Below are 15580 nucleotides of genomic sequence, written 5' to 3'. Positions count from 1 at the left end.
GCGCTACAGCTCGTCGATGCGCGATGCCGCCGCCACCACCGCCGCCGCCGGCATCGCGCATCGACGAGCTGTAGCGCGGGTCGGTCTGCTTCATGTAGGTCGGCGAGGTATCGCGGACGGGAATGACGCTGCTGCGGGAGCGGCCGGGGTTCGGCTGCTCGAACACGATGCCACAGCCTTCGAAAAATGCGAACTGGCAACCATCGGTTCGGTGGGGCGCCGCGTTGGCGCTGGTCGCGGCGAACGCGCTCGTCGCAACGCATGCAATCAAGGCAATCTTCGACAACGTGAGCTTCATGGATACTCTCCAGCCTCGGTTCGGCGAGACCGGAACGGCTCGCACACACCTTCGACGGAGCGCCACCTGACCCGGTTCGAGGGCGCGGCTTCACGCCCCCGTGAGCCGGCTGGCCGGCGAGGGACATTACGCCGCGGTAAGGTCGCGCAGCATGTACGTCGAGCCTTCGCCATAGGATGCCAGCTTTGCGCGCAGTGCGGCGTCCGCCGTGACGGGCCGAAAGCCGAGACGTTGCCACAGCGGCCGCGTGGCATAGACCGAGACCAGCGCGAGCGTTGCGATGCCTGACGCACGCGCCAGCTGTTCGACATCAGCAACATAGGGGCGCACGACGCCGCCGCGAAAATCGGGCAGGACCGCAACATCATGGACGTAGAGGCAATCCGCATCGTCAGGCAGTCGTGCGAGCAAGCCGTCGAGCGGCGGGATCCGGTGCTGCTTCCAGGGATGCGAAAGCCCGTAGCCGGCGATCTCGTTGCCCGCGATCAGCACGCGGCATCCGTCGGGACAGAGCCGCATCTTCTCCGCGAGCACCTCGGGGCTCTCAGGAAGAGCAGGATGAATCCGCGCCGCGATCGCGCTGATCGCGGGCAGGTCGGATGCGTGCGCGGGACGCCAATGCGGCTTGCTCATGTCTTTCCGTCGTTCCGTCTCGGTTGATCCAGTTTATTCCGCAGCATCGGTGCCCGCAGCGAAAAATATCTTTGCCGCCATCTCAGGAATACGACGCCTCCCGCGGCGTCCTACCCATGCAAGCCAATTGCATGACAGGAGATATCATGACGTCCTCGATCCGCCTCGCGCTCTCGCTGGCACTCTCGCTCGCGATCGTTCCCGCCGCCTTGGCCGCACCGCCGACCAAGACCGGCAAGTCCGACAAGGGCAACGTGCTCACCGATGCCAAGGGCATGACGCTCTACACCTTCGACAAGGACGCGGACGGCAAGTCCGCCTGCAACGGTCCATGCGCGACGAACTGGCCGGTGCTGAAGGCCGAGGCGAGCGATGCAGCGGGCGACGGCTACACCATCATCACGCGCGACGACGGCTCGAAGCAGTGGGCCTACAAGGGCAAGCCGCTCTACACCTTCGCCAAGGACCAGAAGCCCGGCGACGTCACCGGCGACGGCTTCTTGAACGGCGCCTGGCATCTGGCGATGCCGTAACGGCGCATCTATCTCGGATATTCGAGCTGCATCGCGACGAAATCGGCCGTGCGCGATCCGTAGCGCGCGTCGATGGCGGATAGCGTCTGGTCCAGCGCTCGCGCCGGCGGCATGTCGACGGCGGCCGGCGGCGTTAGCGATGCCGGCCAGTCGGCCGCGATCTTGTCCGGCAGGATGCGGAGACCGCCACGGCTCATCTGCGGCTCTGCCGTGGCAGCGAAGGTGAGGGCACGCGAGCGATAGGTGCGCGACCACGCATCGGCGAATAGCGCAAGCGAGACCTCGTCGATGCCTGGCGTCAGCGCGATTCCGAGTTGCTCGCGGTTCCAGAATGCGAGCGTGTTGGCGATTGCCGTCAACGCGAACGGGCGTGTGAACTGGAACGCCGCGCTGCGATGGCGCGCATTCCACTCCGCAAGACCGATGTCGCGGGCGACCGCCTCGGCCCTGGCGCGGCCGGCGATGGTCTCGACGAGGGTCAGGGCCATCGGCATGGACGCGGTGATGCCGGTCGTCGTCGCGACGCCGCGATCGACCACCAGCCTGCGGTCCGCGACATAGCGGATCGCGGAATGCTTCTGCAGATCGCGCACCGAATACCAGTGCGTGGTGGCCTGCCGGCCGTCGAGCAGCCCAGTGTTGGCAACGACCTTGGCGCCGACGCAGACGCCGACGATGATCGCGCCCTTACTGGCCTGGCTTCTGATCCATTGCACCACCACGGCATCGTCTTCGCGGCTCATCGCGGGCACGATCACGTAGTCGGCGCCATCGGGATGCGCCGCGTCGAACTCGGCGATGGTCGCATGCGGCTGCACCTTCAGCGCGGGATAGAGCGTGACGGGTCCGGGCTGCGTCGCCAATGTGAGGACGTCGGCGACATCGGCGCGCGCGAGGATGCCGTAGGGCATCAGATAGTCGGTCGTCTCGCTCATGTCGTTGATGCCGACGATGGCGATCAGCGGGCGTTTACGCTTCGGCGGCTTCAGCGCCGCAAGCGTCGCTTCGGTCTCGTCCTTGGAAATCGCAGGCGCGGTTCCCTGAGCCGGCGCGCCAGGCAGCAGGAACAGCCAGGTTCCGCCGATTGCCGCCAGCAGCGCCACGCAGCCGAGGCCGCTCAACGCCAGAACGCGCCATGTCATGATGATGTCACCCGAACCTCGTGCTTCACGCGAGGCGGAAGCTAACCCTTGGCGACGACATCAGGAATGACGCAGATCCGGCAAAAACGGCCATCCGCATGCGCGAGACTATCTCAGCCCCTCATACACCATCAGCCCGCGTGCGATCTGCAATTTGCGGATCGCGCGCGGCAGCAGCTTCTCCGGCTGGTGCAGATAGCGCCAGGAGGTGAGGGTGAAGGTTGAAAGCGCGCCGCATTCGTCGTCGAACGGCGCGAGCACGCCGGTTACGCTCACCGGCGTGTGCGGGCGGGCGTTGAACGGCAGCAGCAGCAGCTCGAGATAGGCCTTGCTACCGTCCTCGCGCGCGGCCGTGACGCCGGCGATCGCACCTAACGCCTCGTCGGCGACGATTGTCGTGATCTCCTCGATCTCGCCGCGGCTCGCGGCCGTGAACAGCGCCGCAAAGCTCTGGTCCTTAAGGTCACACCCCGCGAGAGCGCAGACGCGCGTGCCCGCGACGCGGAAGGGAAAGCCGAGATTGGGCTCGCAGGAGAGGACAAAAATGTCGCCGAGCAGGCCGCGGACCGCGGCGGGATCGATGTCGGCCCTGTCGGGAGCCCGTGCGGCGCCGCGCTTCTTGTCCCAATACGCGAAGAACGCGCGGCTCGACGGATGTTTCATGTCTGAACGCTTATCCCGGGGGTGCAACCTCGAAGGGACAAAGCTGTCCCGCTTCAGTGCACCCGCGATCCCTTGTGATGTTGTGCAGGAGGGGATTTGCAGCGTCCATGCCGGGAGGGCGTTTTCGCGCTCGTTAAGGCGGTCTTTGCGTTGTTAACGTTAAATTAACTATGGCCTTTGCCCCTCGCGCGGCGCTGCTATGGTGATCGCAGTCGCAAGCCTCGCCGCTTTCATCCAGGTTCTCGGCGGGGCCTGTACACAGGGCGTCAAACAGTTTGGTCACGGGCCGCGGGGAGGGGTGGGGATACACCTTCATTCCTCCGGCACCGGAAGGCCGACACGGACAGGCAGTGCTTCCCAGGGCCCTGCCTTTTCCTTTTGTGCACTTGCGCAGGGCCGGCAAAGGCGACTATCTCCAAACGGATCGTTCCGATCGCCCCTGAAAGCGAAGCTGCCTTGGATTCCCCGCACGATTCTCCGCCGCAGGATTCTCAGCCCGGCCTGCCGGCCGCCCATGATGAGGCTCCGCGCGAGCCGGTCCTGACGCTGCCTGCGGCGCTGACCGCCTATATCGTCCTGCTGGCGGTGATCCATCTGCGGGTGCTGCTGCCGCCGGAGCTCGAAAACTGGACCATCGATGTCTTCGGCTTCATCCCCAAGCGCTACGATTCCTCGCTGCTGAACTTGCAGATCCCCGGCGGCGCCGGCGCAAAGGTCTGGACCTTCGTCACCTATTCGCTGCTGCACGCCAACCTGACCCATCTCGGCTTCAACGTGCTCTGGCTCTTGCCGTTCGGCAGCGCGCTGGCGCGGCGGTTCGGCGCGGTCAGGTTCTTCCTGTTTCTGGCGGTGACGGCGGCGGCCGGCGCGCTCGCCCATCTCGTCACCCATGAGCACGCGGTGGCGCCGATGATCGGCGCCTCGGCTTCGGTGTCGGGCGCGATGGCAGCCGCAATCCGCTTCGCGTTCGTCCGCGGCAGCTTCCTGTCGTTCAACCGGTCGGACTCCGATACCGCCGCAAGGGTTCCGGCGCTGCCACTGTCGCGCGCGCTGCGCGACGGGCGGGTGGTGGGCTTCCTCGCCGTGTGGTTCGGCGTCAACATCATCTTCGGCGTCGGTGCGATTGGCATCGATTCCGAAACCACGAGCGTGGCCTGGCAGGCGCATATCGGCGGCTTCTTCGCCGGCCTGCTGCTGTTCGCCCTGTTCGATCCTGTGCCGCGCGTGCGAAACGATGCTGCGGATGCGTCATCACAGGACGTTTCAGACCGTATTTGAAGCGGCGCTTGCGGCGCGGCCCGAATTCATCCATCATTTGCGGGAAGAATGTTCCGAAGCTGCAAGCCGCTAGCGGCGATGCTTCGCAAAGCGCCTGAGCCTGCAACCGGCGCTGAAACTGTTAGTTGAAGACTCGAGAACAAGTCCGGACCGCCACAAGGCGGGCGGCTCCGATTCAGGGAGGCTACAATGACGGTACGTTCCATTCTCAACACCAAGGGCCACCAGATCATGAGCGTCGAGCCCGACGCGAAGCTGGCTGCCGCGGTCAAACTGCTCGGTGAGAAGAAGATCGGCGCGGTGCTGGTGATGAACCAGAGCCGGCTCGAAGGCATCCTGTCCGAGCGCGACATCGTGCGCGTGATCGGCGAGCGCGGCGCCAGCGCGCTGGAGGAGCCGGTCACTCAGGTCATGACCCGCAAGGTCGTGACCTGCAAAGAGACCGACACGGTCGCCGAACTCATGGAGATGATGACATCAGGCAAGTTCCGCCATCTGCCCGTGATCGACAACGGCCAGGTGGTCGGCCTGATCTCTATCGGCGACATCGTCAAGCGCCGTGTGCAGGAATACGAGTCCGAGCAGGAAGCTCTGCGCGACTACATCAAGACGGCCTGACCGGCTTTACTCGCCGGCTTTGGGCGCGGCGCCCTCGGGCGGCGGCGCCAGCACGTGGATTGCCTCCTGGATGGACTCCAGCGCACGCTCGGCGGCGCGGGTGCCCAACGAGATCAGGTCCTCGGAGCGGTGGAAATCGAACCAGCCGAAGTGGCCGACCCGCGGTGTGATCAGCAGGTCGGGCGGATCGCCGGCGAGGCGGGCGCGGGTGATGCGGTCCTGCATGATGTTGAAGGCATCGACCATCACCGAGGAGATGCCCGGGCGCCCGGCGCTGCCGAAGAACTCGCGCTTCATGGTTTTCTCGGGTGAGAAGAAGCGCGGAAAGCGCCGCTTGGCGGTCGTCTCCTCCGGCCCGGCTGCGACCGGCGCGGGCATCGCGCCGTGCGAATAGATCGTCGTGGAATGGGTGAAGATGTCGCTGGAAAGATTTGCGGCGATGACGATTTCGGCGCCGAGCGCGCGGGCGGCCGAGACCGGCACCGGGTTCACCAGCGCGCCGTCGACCAGCCAGCGATCGCCGATCAGGACGGGAGAGAAGATGCCCGGCAGCGCGTAGGAGGCGCGCATCGCATCGACCACCCGGCCGCGTGTCAGCCAGATCTCGTGGCCGGTTCGGACTTCGGTCGCGACGCTCGCGAACTTGACCGGCAGGTCCTCGATCAGGGTCTGTCCGACCGCGTTCTCGAGGCGGGTCGCCAGCTTCTCGCCGCCGAGCAGGCCGGAGCCGTTGAGGCGGATGTCGAGATAGCCGAGGATGTTGCGCATCCCTTGCAGGCTGCGCCCCCACTCTTCGAACGTATCGAGCCGGCCGGCCGCATGGAGGCCGCCGACCACCGCGCCGATGGAAGTGCCGACCACGACGTCGGGAACGATGCCGTTGGCGATCAGGGTCCTCAGGATTCCGATATGGGCAAAACCGCGCGCCGCGCCGCCGCCGAGGGCGAGGCCGATGACCGGCCGGCGGGTGGGGCCAAGGCCAATCTTCTCACCGTTCGAGCCGTTCGCACCACGACCCTTCAAGATATCAAGCACCGAAACTCTCCTACCCGGGCCAGCCCCCGACACCAGAGTAGGCACCGGACTTCCGCTGCACCAGAGCGAGGGCCAAGCATGGTTTATACCGTTCGGGAAGCAGGAGGCAGCAGTGTGGCGGGGGCCGGCTGCCTCTGGACTAATCACGCAGGCGGCAATCGGGTTCCACGGTATCGTCCTAAGACCGTATTTCCTGGGGTTTCAGAGGCTTGAATTTGCCGCGTTTTCGGTGAAAAGCAGGGGGCATGACACGCGGGGGTGACGGCATCATCGGATGGCGGCGCAGCGGCAGGCTGCTGCCGGCGCTGATCCTTGCCGTGTGCCTCGTTACCTCAGGCCAAAACGCTGCGCAGGCGCAGCTTTTCTCGGACCGTCCGCCGCCGGTCCCGCCGGCTTCGGTGCCCGACCCCGGCGGCGCCGTCAGCCTGGCGCCGCCCTCCGGGCCTGGCGCGGGACCCCCGAGCCTGCCGCCGACCCTGATGCAGCCGACGACCCCCAGCATGCCGCCGCCCGCGGTCACGACCGTGCCGCCGGCCGCCCCGCTCAATGCGGCCGTGCCCGGACAGGGCGTGCTGTCGCTGACCGCGAAATACGGCAAGGATTCTCCGGCAATCACCAGCGGCCTGGTCTGGCGCGTGTTTGCCGACCGTCCCGACGAGAACGGCACCTTCAAGCTGATCCGCGAGGACCGTAGCGCCACGCCCAACATCGTGCTGCCGCCCGGCAATTACGTCGTGCACGTCGCCTTCGGCCTCGTCAGCGCGGTGCGCACCGTCAGCCTGAAGGCCGAGACCGACCGCGAGTCCTTCGTGCTGCCGGCCGGGGGCCTGCGGATCGAAGGCCGGGTCGGCACCAGCCGCATTCCGCAGAACCAGATCTCGTTCGCGATCTACAAGGGCAGCCAGTTCGAATCCGGCGAGCGCGCCTCCCTGGTGCCGAACGTCGCCGCCGGCGACGTCGTGCTGCTGCCGGAGGGCACCTACTACATCATCTCGAACTATGGCGACGCCAATTCGGTGGTGCGCTCCGACATCCGCGTCCAGGCCAGCAAGCTCACCGACGTCACCATCACCCACCGCGCAGCCGTGATCACGCTCAAGCTGGTCAGCGACAGGGGCGGCGAGGCGCTCGCCAACACCGCCTGGTCGGTGCTGACCCCGGGCGGCGACGTGATCAAGGAATCGATCGGCGCCTTCCCGCGCGTCGTGCTCTCCGAAGGCGAATACCGCGCCATCGCCAAGAACGAGGGCAAGGTCTACGAGCGCGGATTCAACGTCGTCAACGGCGTCGACGGCGAAGTCGAAGTCGTCGCGCGCTAGGGCCCTCGCGCGCTAAGGTCCTGGCGGCGGTGCCGCCTGCAACCTGACACCGACCTGACGGCCGGCACAGTAATTCTCATCGAGCGCACGAACGTGCATCTCCTGTTACCGCCGCGTCGGTCATGGGGCTGGTGAGCAAGTGCTCATCCCCATCGCGCCCTGTGTTCTGCTTTGAATACTGCAAGCGCCAGCTGATTGCTGGAGCCGAGGAAAACACCGCTGGCGAAAGCTTATTCCCGCACCTCGCGTCTTCATCACAACGGTGCAAGAGACGTATTTCCGATCATCAATTTTATTCTCTTTCCACTCCGCTGGGTTATATGTCGGGCATCCGTCTAATGGGGGAGGCCGGAGCAAGGGCTTGGATGCCTTTGCGAGACCGGCAAGGAGCAGGGGACCAAGCTCGTCGGCATGTTCGAAGTGATCCTCACCAGGCGCAAGCGGTTTGGCTGGCGATGGCAGGTGTGCGACCAGTCCGGCAAGATATTTGCCGACGGTTTCGAGCGCACCCGGCCGTCCGCCAAATATCATGGCGAGCGCGCGTTGTTCTTCCTGTTGTCGCAGGCCTACTTGCGCAACCGCTCCGCCGCGTCCAGCGAGGACTAGCGGCGCGCACAGCTGCGTAGCCCGGATGGAGCGCAGCGTAATCCGGGGCCTTCGTGCTCTTAGCGAGAATCCCGGATTGCACTACGCTCATCCGGGCCACAAGCTCCACCTCAGACATCAACGACCAGCTTGCCCTTGGCGGCGCGATCCTTGATCAACGCATAGGCCTCGTCGATTCTCCAGCGTAAAACGCCTGGCGTCGAGCAGCGGCACGAGCTTGCCGGCCTCGGCGAGGCGCGTGGCTTGCGCCATGATCTCTCCATGATGCGCGCGGCCTTCGCCCGACAGCAGCGGCAGCAGCGTGAACACGCCTGAATAGGTGGCCGCCCGGAATGACAGCGGCGCAAGCGCATGCGTGCCCCAGCCGAGCGCGCTCACCACATGGCCGAAGCGGCGCACCGCTTCGAAGGAAGCGTCGAGCACCTTGCCGCCTACGGTGTCGTAGACGATGTCGAAGCCGCGGCCGCCGGTATGCTGCGTCACGTAGGTTTCGACCGAGCTGCCGCGGTCGATGAATACGGCGCCGAAACCTTCGATGGTGGCGCGCTGCGACGGCGAGCCGGTTGCGAACACCTCCGCTCCGACGGCGCGCGCGATCTGGATCGCGACATGACCGACGCCGCCCGCACCGCCATGAATCAATACCTTCTGGCCCGCCTTCAACGCCGCCCGGTCGATCAGGCCTTCCCAGGCCGTGATGACGATCAGCGGCAGGGCGGCAGCTTCCCGCATGCTGAGATTGACAGGCTTCGGCGCGAGGAGATCGGCATCGACCGCGGCGAATTCGGCCAGCGATCCCTGTACGCCGCCGACACCACCGGTCATGCCGTAGACCTCGTCGCCCGGCTTGAACCGCGTCACCTCGCGCCCGGCCAGTTGGACCACGCCGGCGAGATCGATCCCTGGAATCGCCGGCAGCGGATGGCGAGCATGCGCCGCGGCGCCGGCCTGGATCTTGGTGTCGAGCGGATTGACCCCGCTCGCGCGCACCCGCCCCAGCACGTCGTGTGGGCCGATCTCGGGCGTAGAGATGGTTGAGAGGCGCAAGGGAGCGTTGTGGGTCTCCAGGACGCCGGCGCGCATTGTCGATTGTCTCGTCATGATCGTCTTGCTCCGTGATCGGCTCAATATGCCCATGAAATTTTGCATGAGAAGGAACAAGGCTGTACGCTCGCCATACATTTTTGTATGGCGGGAATCCTGATGGACTGGAGCGATCTGCGCATCTTCCTGGCAATTGCGCGCGAAGGCACGCTCGGCGCTGCCGCACGAAAAATCGGCCAGACCCAGCCGACGATGGGCCGGCGGCTTCGCGCGCTCGAGACCTCGTTGGGTCAGACCCTGTTCCAGCGCACGGCGGATGGCCTGGTGCTGACCGACGAGGGCGCCGCCGTGCTCCGCCATGCCGAGCGGATCGAGGACGAGGCACTCGCACTGGAGCGCCACGTTTCCGGCGCGGAGACGCAGCTCGACGGCCTGTTGCGCCTGTCGTCGTCGGACTGGTTCGGGACGGTGATGCTGTCGCCGGTGATCGCCGCGTTCGGCAAGCGTCACCCCAAGGTGACGGTGGAGCTCCTGACCGATGCGCGGCTCTACAGCCTGCCGCGGCGTGAAGCCGATCTCGTCTTCCGCATCAAGCCGTTCAGCGAGCCCGAGGTGATCTCCAGAAAGCTGCTGCACATTCCCTACGCGCTCTACGGCAAGAAGGGCAGCAAGCCGCCGCGCGCCGGCGACGGCAACGCTGTCCGCGTCGTGACGATGAATGCCGAGTTCGCCGACATGCCGGACGCCGTCTGGCTGAAGCGCGCGCTGCCGAATGCAGCAATCGCCTCGCGCAGCAACAACAGGCAGGTGCAGGCCGAGCTTTGCGCCAGCGGTGACGGCTTTGCCGTGCTGCCGCGTCCGCTCGGCGACCGCGACCGCCGTCTGGTCGCGCTCGACATCGGAACGGCGCCGCCCGGCCGCGACACCTATGTCGGTTATCACCGCGATCTCAGGCGCCTCGCCCGTCTGCGCGCGCTGCTCGATATCGTGATCGAACGGCTCGCTGGGTGAGGCTTCGTAGCCCGGATGGAGCGAGAGCGTAATCCGGGGCGCTCGTGCCTCGTAGCAGGACGCCCGGATTACGCTGCGCTCCAGCCGGGCTACAAGATGTCGCGTCGCCCGACGGGCAAAACACCCAAGTAATCGGTCAACGCGCGCCACTGAAAATATTCCACTTTACCGAAATTCGGAAACGGCGTATGCATCCCCTCAACCCGGCCCAAGGAAGAGGGGCGTATCGCGATCGTCACGAACGCGGGCCGGGCGGCGGTGGACGCAGGCCACATCGGCGCGAAGGGTTTTGCAGGGCGGGCAACCGTGAGCGAAGACCTCGCGCACACGACCGGTGTGATCCGCGTACGGCAAAATCGTGTGGTCCTGGCGCCCGGGGTCTGTGCGCCAAGTGTTGCGGTGATGGGTGTCGTCCAACCGGACGCATCCGTCGGCCATCCGCAAGGCGACGGGGGCAATAGTGCAACGCTCCCCGGGGAGAGCACGACATAAGCCGTAAAACCACTGCGCAGGGAAGGCCGGATGTCCTGGCTACACCTGTATGCCGCTGTGCAACTTCTTGTCACGCAGGTTTCGCACAGTGGACCGCGGGTGCCAGCCGGCACCCGGTCTTCCCTGCGCCCTCTTTCAATTGAGGGTGAGGCGATGAAGCAAAGCTCGGGCGAATGCGCCGCGAGGATGACGAACTATGTCCATCTTGAACGAAGGTCTCATGCCCCGGACGCTGCGCAGCGCCTCTTCGGCGGTGCGCTGCAGAGCCGGGGCCCATGTATCAGCGAGTGCGCGGCTCCCTGGGTCCCGGCTCTGCGCAGCAGCGTAAGAACGCTGCCGCGCGTCCGGGACACGAGAGCTTCGCACGACCGTCATAGTCTCTAACGCCCACTAACCAACACCGGACTTAAAACTGTCATAATCGCCGAATGGAACCCGCGCCTGCGGCCTTTTTACATGTCGTTAAGCGCAGCTGCATTGGATGCGCCGGGAAAGTGCGTTGGGGACTGCCATGAATGCCGCGAAGAAAGTGTCGGGAAAACCGGCCGCCGAAATGTTCGACGACATCCCGGTGCTTCAGCGCAAATGGCGTGCCGCACTGAAGCCGGGCGATCGGCTGCCGCGCTATGAGGACGTGATGCTCGGCAGTCTCGGACGGCTCGCCGATCACATTGCGCTGCTGAGGAACGACGGCACACTCGAGCTGTCGCGCAGCGGACGCTACGTGCAGAAATGGCTCGGCGAGGAGCGCTGGGATATCCCCGTCGCCGAATTGTCGCCGGATTGCGCCACCGCGCTGTCGGAAGCGGCGACTAGCGCGCTTGCCAACGGACGACCGTATCAGGCTAGCGCGCATTGCGTGCGCGACGGCATGGTGCGGACCTATGATGTGCTGGCGCTGCCGACGGCGTCGCGCTGGGGCGCCACGCTGGTCGGCGCGTACATCAATGAGCGCGGCACGCAGTACAATCTGCTGGACGCGATCTTCGCCTCGACCGACGACGCGGTGATCTCGCTGGCGACGCTCCGCGATGCCGGCGGCAAGCCGTCCGATCTCCAAATCGTGCACCACAACAACAGCGCAATCGCGCTGCTGAATGTCGCGACCGGAAACCTGTTGTGGCGGCGGATCGGCGAGGGCAACACGCTGCTGGCCTCGCCCGAGATCATGGACTTTCTGCTCAAGGCCGTTGCGGGCGGCCGCGGCGAGCAGCTCGAGATCGAGAGCGAGGGCCGGCATCTGCGCCTCAGCGCCACGGCCTTCGCCGACGTGGTCTCGTTGACGATCTCCGATGTCACCGCGCTGAAGCGGCGCGACGCCTCGTTCCGCCTGCTGTTCGACAGCAACCCGATGCCGATGTGGGTGTTCGACGCGCAGACCAAGGAGTTCCTTGGCGTCAACGACGCCGCGGTCCAGCATTACGGCTACAGCCGCGCCACCTTCCTGCGCATGAAGCTGCACGAGATCTGGCCGGAGGACGAGTGGGACAGCCACGCCGAGGCGCTGGAGCGCGTCGGCGAGGCTTACCATTCCTCGCGCAACTGGCGGCATTTGCGCGCCGACGGCAGCGAGATCGAGGTGCTCACCTTCGGCCGCCGTGTCGCCTTCAACGATCGCGACGGCTATCTGGTCGCGGTGGTCGACATCACCGAACGGCGCAAGGCCGAGGCGCGCATCGCGCACATGGCCCACCATGACGGGCTCACCGACCTGCCGAACCGCGAATATTTCCAGGAGCGGCTGAAGCAGGCGCTCGAGCAGGCGGCGGGAAAACGGGTCGGCGTGCTCTACATCGATCTCGACCTGTTCAAGAACATCAACGATTCCTTCGGTCATCCCGTCGGCGACCGCCTGCTCAAGGAAGTCGCCGAACGCCTGACCCTTGCTGTCCGCGGCGGCAATCTGGCGGCCCGGCTCGGCGGCGACGAATTCGCGGTGATCCTTGCCGCCGACGTCTCGCCGAACGAGGCCAGCGCCTGCGCTGGCCTGCTGATCGACATGCTGAAGGCGCCCTACGATCTGGACGGCCAGGAGATGGTGATCGGTGCCAGCATCGGCATCGCGCTGTCGCCGGGCGACGGCACGACGCCGGAAGAGCTGATGCGCAATGCCGACATGGCGCTGTACCGGGCGAAGTCCGACGGCGGCGGCGTGCACCATTTCTTCGAGCGCGAGATGGACTGCAGGCGCAGAAGCGCCGCGACATGGAGCTCGATCTGCGCCGTGCGTTCGCCAATGGCGAGTTCGAGCTGCACTATCAGCCGCTGGTGTCGATCGCCTCCGACCGCATCTCCGGCTTCGAGTCGCTGCTGCGCTGGCGTCATCCGGACAAGGGCATGATCTCGCCGGCGGAGTTCATTCCGGTTGCCGAGGACATCGGCCTCATCACGCAGTTAGGGGAGTGGGTCTTGCGCGAAGCCTGCGCCGAGGCCGTCAAATGGCCTGCCGACGTCAAGGTCGCGGTCAATCTGTCGCCGGCGCAATTCCGCAGCCGCAACCTGGTTCAAATCGTGATCTCGGCGCTGGCGCAGTCCGGCCTGTCGCCGCGACGGCTCGAGCTCGAAATCACGGAGTCGATCTTCCTGGCCGAGACCGATGCCAATCTCGCCATCCTGCACCAGCTCCGCGAGCTCGGCGTCAGCATCTCCATGGATGATTTCGGCACCGGCTATTCCAGCCTGAGCTATCTCAGGAGCTTTCCCTTCGACAAGATCAAGATCGACCGCTCCTTCGTCAAGGATCTGGCGCAGCGGCCCGATTGCAGCGCGATCGTGCGCGCGATCTCCGGGCTCGGCCGCAGCCTCAACATCACCACGACTGCGGAGGGCGTCGAGACCGAGGATCAGCTCGATTGGCTGCGCGCCGAGGGCTGCAACGAGGTGCAGGGCTTTTTGTTCAGCGCGGCGCGGCCTGCGGCCGAGATCGCAAAGCTGCTCGCCGATTTCGGTCAGCGCGCCTCACGGGCGGCGTAGCCCCTCGGGGTAGCAGTCGTAGACCAGCCCCTTGAAGGCGGGTGTGATGCGGCTGCGCTCGTTCTGAGTCTGCTGCATCATGAGGTAGACCATGTCGAGCTTGGGATCGACGCCGAAATAGGTGCCGCTGCCCGAGTCCCATTTCAACTCGCCGAGCGAGCCCGGCGGCGGCGGTTTGGCGTTGCCGGGATCGGTCCGCACCGCAAGGCCGTAGCCATAGCCGAAGCCGTCGCCCGGGAAATAGAAATAGTCGCGTCCGACGCCAGAGCCTGGCCCGATATGGTCGGTCGTCATCGCCTTGAACGCTGCAGGGCTCAGGTAACGCTTGCCCTCGAATTCGCCGCCGTTCAGCAGCATCTGCGAGAAGCGCTGATAGTCGGTGATGGTCGAGAGCAGGCCGCCGCCGCCGGACTGCCATTCGGGATGATCGAGGCGGTCACGCTCGGCGGCGAGCAGGATGAAATCGTTCGGCAGCGGCCGCGCCATCCGCGCCAGCTCGTCCTCGGTCGCCAGCGTGAATTTGGTGCTGCTCATGCCGAGCGGATCGAAGATGCGCTGTTTCAGGAACTGATACAGCGTCTGGCCCGAGATGATCTCGATGACGCTGCCGAGCACGTCGGTGGAATGGCCGTAGCGCCACAGCGTTCCCGGCTGCCGCGCCAGCGGCAGCTTGGCGATGCGGTCGGCAAATTCGCGGTTGTTGAACTGGCCTTCGAAGATATTGGCGGCCTTGTAGGCCTGCTCGACCCATTTGCCGCCGATATAATCATAGCTGATGCCCGAGGTGTGCCGCAGCAAATCCTCGATGTTGACGGGGCGGACCGGCGGCACGAGATCGAGCTCCAGCTTGCCGTCGGGCAGGGTGACCTCGAGGCCGACCTTGGTGTCGGCAAACAGGGGAACGTATTTCGAGACGGGGTCGGTGAGGGCGAGCTTGCCCTCGTCGATCAGCATCATCGCGCCAAGGCAGGTGATCGGCTTGGTCATCGAGTGGATCGCGAAGATCGTGTCCGGCGTCATCGCAAGACTGGTTCTGACGTCGCGCACGCCAAACGTCTTCCGATAGACCGGCTTGCCGTGCTGCTGCACCAGGATCACCGCGCCCGGCAACCGGCCGCTTCCCACCTCGTTGTCGAAATACGCCGTGATGCGGTCCAGCCCCTCGGGCGACGGGGCGGGGATGTCGGCGGCGCGGCTTCGTGCCATCGTGCCGGCGAGCAGCGCGGCCCCGACCAGAAAATCACGACGCTTCATACCGGCTTCCTCCCTGGGCGGGATCAAAGCCGCAAGACGCCAGAGGCGTCAACAAGCCTTCGATTAAAAACGCGTCACGATTTCCGAAAGGAACGGTCGCGGACGGTCTTCGCTCGGCTTGGTCGGCTTGCCCACGTGGATGAAGCCGGCGAGCTTTTCGTCCGGCTTGAGGCCGAGGCCATCGAGCACGTCGCGATCGAACGAGAACCAGCCGGTCAGCCAGCAGGCGCCGTAGCCGAGGGCGGTCGCGGCCGTGACGATGTTCATGGCGCTGGCGCCGGCCGACAATTCCTGCTCGAACGCCGGCACCTTCGGATGCGGCCTGGTGAAGCTGACGATGCCGATCACCAGCGGGGCGTCGGTGAGGCGCTTGCGCTCAATCTCGACGTCGGCGGCGGGCGCGCCGGGATTCTTCCGGGCAAACACCTTCGCGATCACCTCGCCGGCGCGCTGGCGGGCATCGCCCTCGAAGATGATGAAGCGCCAGGGCGCCAGCTTGCCATGGTCGGGCACGCGCGCGCCGATGGTGAGGATGGTCTCGAGCTCGGCCGCGGAGGGGCCGGGTCCGGTCATCTCGCGCGGCTTGACCGAGCGGCGGGTCTTCAGGAGTTCGATGGCATCGGGCACTGGGAGATCCTCTTCAACTGGTCGTCGGGCGTGCCATGCCGAGATAAGCATGCA

Annotated in this window: 13 protein-coding genes and 2 pseudogenes; 7 read left to right on the top strand and 8 right to left on the bottom strand. The window is 65.7% G+C overall.

Annotated elements, in window-relative coordinates:
• Positions 1-298 (bottom strand): hypothetical protein (locus CV770_RS02695; RefSeq protein ID WP_104461221.1); only part of this gene is annotated, 298 nt, incomplete at its 3' end.
• 126 nt (positions 299-424) lie between these two features.
• Positions 425-931, bottom strand: a complete 507-nt coding sequence (locus tag CV770_RS02690; RefSeq protein ID WP_104461220.1) for a GNAT family N-acetyltransferase — start codon at positions 929-931, stop codon at positions 425-427.
• A gap of 146 nt (positions 932-1077) precedes the next feature.
• On the opposite strand from CV770_RS02690, the gene CV770_RS02685 reads away from it, so the two are divergent.
• The gene (locus tag CV770_RS02685; RefSeq protein ID WP_201759665.1) at positions 1078-1464 is read left to right on the top strand and encodes a COG4315 family predicted lipoprotein; all 387 of its coding nucleotides are present in this window, start codon (positions 1078-1080) and stop codon (positions 1462-1464) included.
• Between the two features lie 8 nt (positions 1465-1472).
• Here CV770_RS02685 and CV770_RS02680 read toward each other — a convergent pair whose 3' ends face one another.
• The gene (locus CV770_RS02680; protein ID WP_104461219.1) at positions 1473-2606 is read right to left on the bottom strand and encodes a DJ-1/PfpI family protein; all 1134 of its coding nucleotides are present in this window, start codon (positions 2604-2606) and stop codon (positions 1473-1475) included.
• 108 nt (positions 2607-2714) lie between these two features.
• Positions 2715-3269 (bottom strand): PAS domain-containing protein, encoded by a 555-nt coding sequence (locus CV770_RS02675; RefSeq protein ID WP_091967830.1) that lies wholly within the window; start codon positions 3267-3269, stop codon positions 2715-2717.
• A 456-nt stretch (positions 3270-3725) separates the two neighbouring features.
• Between CV770_RS02675 and CV770_RS02670 the strand changes: the two genes are divergently transcribed.
• Both CV770_RS02670 and CV770_RS02665 read left to right on the top strand, forming a co-directional pair.
• Entirely contained in the window at positions 3726-4547 is an 822-nt protein-coding gene (locus tag CV770_RS02670) for a rhomboid family intramembrane serine protease (protein ID WP_104461218.1), read from the top strand.
• Positions 4548-4736: 189 nt separating this feature from the next.
• Positions 4737-5165 (top strand): CBS domain-containing protein, encoded by a 429-nt coding sequence (locus tag CV770_RS02665; protein ID WP_091957758.1) that lies wholly within the window; start codon positions 4737-4739, stop codon positions 5163-5165.
• 6 nt (positions 5166-5171) lie between these two features.
• On the opposite strand, the gene CV770_RS02660 is transcribed toward CV770_RS02665, so the two are convergent.
• On the bottom strand, positions 5172-6200 hold the full coding sequence (locus CV770_RS02660; protein WP_165637404.1) for a patatin-like phospholipase family protein: 1029 nt from the start codon (positions 6198-6200) through the stop codon (positions 5172-5174).
• A 245-nt stretch (positions 6201-6445) separates the two neighbouring features.
• Between CV770_RS02660 and CV770_RS02655 the strand changes: the two genes are divergently transcribed.
• Both CV770_RS02655 and CV770_RS42385 read left to right on the top strand, forming a co-directional pair.
• On the top strand, positions 6446-7519 hold the full coding sequence (locus tag CV770_RS02655) for an RgsD C-terminal domain-containing protein (RefSeq protein ID WP_104461216.1): 1074 nt from the start codon (positions 6446-6448) through the stop codon (positions 7517-7519).
• Positions 7520-7930: 411 nt separating this feature from the next.
• A complete protein-coding gene (locus CV770_RS42385; protein ID WP_018322145.1) occupies positions 7931-8125 on the top strand; it encodes a hypothetical protein in 195 nt (64 codons plus the stop codon).
• A gap of 110 nt (positions 8126-8235) precedes the next feature.
• Here CV770_RS42385 and CV770_RS02645 read toward each other — a convergent pair.
• A pseudogene (locus CV770_RS02645) lies at positions 8236-9226 on the bottom strand (zinc-dependent alcohol dehydrogenase family protein).
• A 102-nt stretch (positions 9227-9328) separates the two neighbouring features.
• Between CV770_RS02645 and CV770_RS02640 the strand changes: the two are divergent.
• Positions 9329-10180: a LysR family transcriptional regulator gene (locus CV770_RS02640; protein WP_104461234.1), complete on the top strand. Its 852-nt coding sequence runs from the start codon at positions 9329-9331 to the stop codon at positions 10178-10180.
• A gap of 1003 nt (positions 10181-11183) precedes the next feature.
• Positions 11184-13645, top strand: a pseudogene (locus CV770_RS02630) (putative bifunctional diguanylate cyclase/phosphodiesterase).
• Here CV770_RS02630 and CV770_RS02625 read toward each other — a convergent pair.
• A complete protein-coding gene (locus CV770_RS02625) occupies positions 13631-14899 on the bottom strand; it encodes a serine hydrolase domain-containing protein (RefSeq protein WP_104461214.1) in 1269 nt (422 codons plus the stop codon). The pseudogene CV770_RS02630 and the gene CV770_RS02625 sit on opposite strands and share 15 nt — an antisense overlap.
• 63 nt (positions 14900-14962) lie before the next feature.
• Positions 14963-15526, bottom strand: a complete 564-nt coding sequence (locus tag CV770_RS02620; RefSeq protein ID WP_028141117.1) for a nitroreductase family protein — start codon at positions 15524-15526, stop codon at positions 14963-14965.
• Between the last annotated feature and the right edge of the window lie 54 nt (positions 15527-15580).

Source organism: Bradyrhizobium sp. AC87j1 (assembly GCF_002936975.1).
In the GTDB taxonomy this organism is placed as follows: Bacteria; Pseudomonadota; Alphaproteobacteria; order Rhizobiales; family Xanthobacteraceae; genus Bradyrhizobium; species Bradyrhizobium shewense.
This window is presented reverse-complemented; position numbering and strand designations above follow the sequence as displayed.

Excerpts from the sequence above, each read along its gene's own strand:
- CV770_RS02690 (WP_104461220.1), bottom strand. The coding sequence starts at position 931 with ATGAGCAAGCCGCATTGGCGTCCCGCGCACGCATCCGACCTGCCCGCG.
- CV770_RS02685 (WP_201759665.1), top strand. The coding sequence starts at position 1,078 with ATGACGTCCTCGATCCGCCTCGCGCTCTCGCTGGCACTCTCGCTCGCG.
- CV770_RS02680 (WP_104461219.1), bottom strand. The coding sequence starts at position 2,606 with ATGACATGGCGCGTTCTGGCGTTGAGCGGCCTCGGCTGCGTGGCGCTG.
- CV770_RS02675 (WP_091967830.1), bottom strand. The coding sequence starts at position 3,269 with ATGAAACATCCGTCGAGCCGCGCGTTCTTCGCGTATTGGGACAAGAAG.
- CV770_RS02665 (WP_091957758.1), top strand. The coding sequence starts at position 4,737 with ATGACGGTACGTTCCATTCTCAACACCAAGGGCCACCAGATCATGAGC.
- CV770_RS02655 (WP_104461216.1), top strand. The coding sequence starts at position 6,446 with ATGACACGCGGGGGTGACGGCATCATCGGATGGCGGCGCAGCGGCAGG.
- CV770_RS42385 (WP_018322145.1), top strand. The coding sequence starts at position 7,931 with ATGTTCGAAGTGATCCTCACCAGGCGCAAGCGGTTTGGCTGGCGATGG.
- CV770_RS02640 (WP_104461234.1), top strand. The coding sequence starts at position 9,329 with ATGGACTGGAGCGATCTGCGCATCTTCCTGGCAATTGCGCGCGAAGGC.
- CV770_RS02625 (WP_104461214.1), bottom strand. The coding sequence starts at position 14,899 with ATGAAGCGTCGTGATTTTCTGGTCGGGGCCGCGCTGCTCGCCGGCACG.